Annotated in this window: 2 protein-coding genes; one reads left to right on the top strand and one right to left on the bottom strand. The window is 54.5% G+C overall.

The features are described 5' to 3' along the window. The first annotated feature begins 41 nt into the window (after positions 1-41). Positions 42-332 (top strand): ferredoxin family protein, encoded by a 291-nt coding sequence (locus tag ACIOWA_RS27900; protein WP_401162923.1) that lies wholly within the window; start codon positions 42-44, stop codon positions 330-332. Positions 333-819: 487 nt separating this feature from the next. On the opposite strand, the gene rpoS is transcribed toward ACIOWA_RS27900, so the two are convergent. After that, positions 820-1,827, bottom strand: a complete 1,008-nt coding sequence (gene rpoS / locus ACIOWA_RS27895; protein ID WP_221732467.1) for an RNA polymerase sigma factor RpoS — start codon at positions 1,825-1,827, stop codon at positions 820-822. Between the last annotated feature and the right edge of the window lie 82 nt (positions 1,828-1,909).

The following is a 1,909-nucleotide window of genomic DNA, read 5'->3' as shown; positions in this document are numbered from 1 at the left end:
CCCCACGGGCCCAAACCCGTGAACGGGGCGGGTTAAACCACCTGTCTGTGCGGGCCTCCAACACCGCCCCCCCCCGCACCCACTCCACCGAAGGCCCGAACTTCCTGGTGATTCACCCGGACGAGTGCATCGATTGCGCCCTGTGCGAACCAGAATGCCCGGCCGTGGCCATTTTCTCCGAGGACGAAGTTCCGGAAGAGATGCAGGAGTTCATTCAACTGAACGTCGAGTTGGCCGAAATCTGGCCGAACATCACCGAGAAGAAAGAATCGATGCCAGACGCCGAAGAGTGGGATGGCGTCAAAGGCAAGATCAAAGACCTCGAACGCTGATCTGTCACGCGCTCGATAAAAAGGCCCCTTGCGGGCCTTTTTGCTTTGCCGGGTTTTGCCTTTTTACAGGCAAAAAAAAGGGGCGGTTTGACCCGCCCACATTTTTCCCTATTCCCTGTGTTCCTTTTCATCGTCCTGATGAATCGCTTCCTGCGATGTCCGTTCCCCTCATCCTTGAAGGGCGTGTCTGTCCGTCGACACAACCCAGATACTAAAGAGTTCCCTGCCAAGAGCAATTGCCTCTGGACGCCAAAATGGGCTGTCACAAGCACTTCATATCAAAAAATAATCTTATTAATCATAAACTTAAGAAACATAAGCTCGCTCAATCGGCTTCTTCTGCCGTGTAAAAATAGCGAACACTTACGAAACAGTAAGAAATGGCTTACAAACTGAGACTACATCGCGCCAAGTAAACCCGCGTTAATCCACAAAACAAAAAGCCCCGAACCAGTCGGGGCTTTTGGCGGTCGGTCTATCGAGTGGCTTACTGGAACAGCGACTCGCTCGACAGACCGTTCTTTTCAAGGATTTCGCGAAGGCGTTTGAGGCCTTCCACCTGAATTTGCCTGACACGTTCCCGGGTCAGGCCGATCTCCAGGCCTACATCTTCCAGCGTGCTGCTTTCGTGGCCGCGCAGGCCGAAGCGGCGTATGACCACCTCACGCTGCTTGTCGGTCAGTTCAGACAGCCACTGATCGATGCTCTGTGACAGGTCGTCATCCTGCAGCAGTTCGCATGGATCGGTTGGACGATCATCAGTGAGGGTGTCGAGCAGGGTTTTATCCGAATCCGGACCCAGCGAGACGTCGACCGAAGAAACCCGTTCATTCAGGCCCAGCATACGCTTGACCTCACCTACCGGTTTTTCCAGCAGGTTGGCGATTTCTTCGGGTGAAGGTTCGTGATCGAGTTTTTGCGTCAGCTCCCGTGCAGCCCGCAGGTACACATTGAGCTCCTTGACCACGTGAATCGGCAACCGGATGGTCCGGGTCTGATTCATGATGGCGCGCTCGATGGTCTGACGAATCCACCAGGTCGCGTAGGTCGAGAAGCGGAAGCCGCGCTCGGGATCGAACTTTTCCACCGCCCGGATCAGCCCGAGGTTGCCCTCTTCGATCAGATCCAGCAGTGACAGCCCCCGATTGACGTAACGCCGGGCGATTTTGACCACCAGCCGCAGGTTACTTTCAATCATGCGCTTACGCCCGGCCGGATCGCCACTTTGCGACAATCGCGCAAAATGAACTTCTTCCTCCGGGGAGAGCAATGGGGAAAAGCCGATTTCGTTGAGATACAGTTGCGTGGCATCGAGTGCCCGCGTGTAGTCGATGTACTTGTGTTGTTTAAGTGAAGCGGAGTGTTTGGATTTGGAACGAACGGAAGGTGGAGCAGCCCCTTCATCATTCGACATCGAATCCGAATCAATGACGGTTTCCATAAGGAGAACCTCATCGTCGATGTCAAACTCCGGCACTTCTTTACTGAGAGCCATTGTTATAGTCCTTTGGTGAGTTCGACCCCAAGCTCAATCGACGCCTTTATACAATGCAGCGGGGGGGGCGGGGCCCACAACA

It is taken from the genome of Pseudomonas sp. NPDC087614, assembly GCF_044743485.1.
Lineage (GTDB): Bacteria > Pseudomonadota > Gammaproteobacteria > Pseudomonadales > Pseudomonadaceae > Aquipseudomonas > Aquipseudomonas baetica_A.
The sequence above is the reverse complement of the archived record's forward strand: the minus strand, read 5'-3'. Positions and strand labels throughout refer to the sequence as shown.

Excerpts from the sequence above, each read along its gene's own strand:
- rpoS (WP_221732467.1), bottom strand. The coding sequence starts at position 1,827 with ATGGCTCTCAGTAAAGAAGTGCCGGAGTTTGACATCGACGATGAGGTT.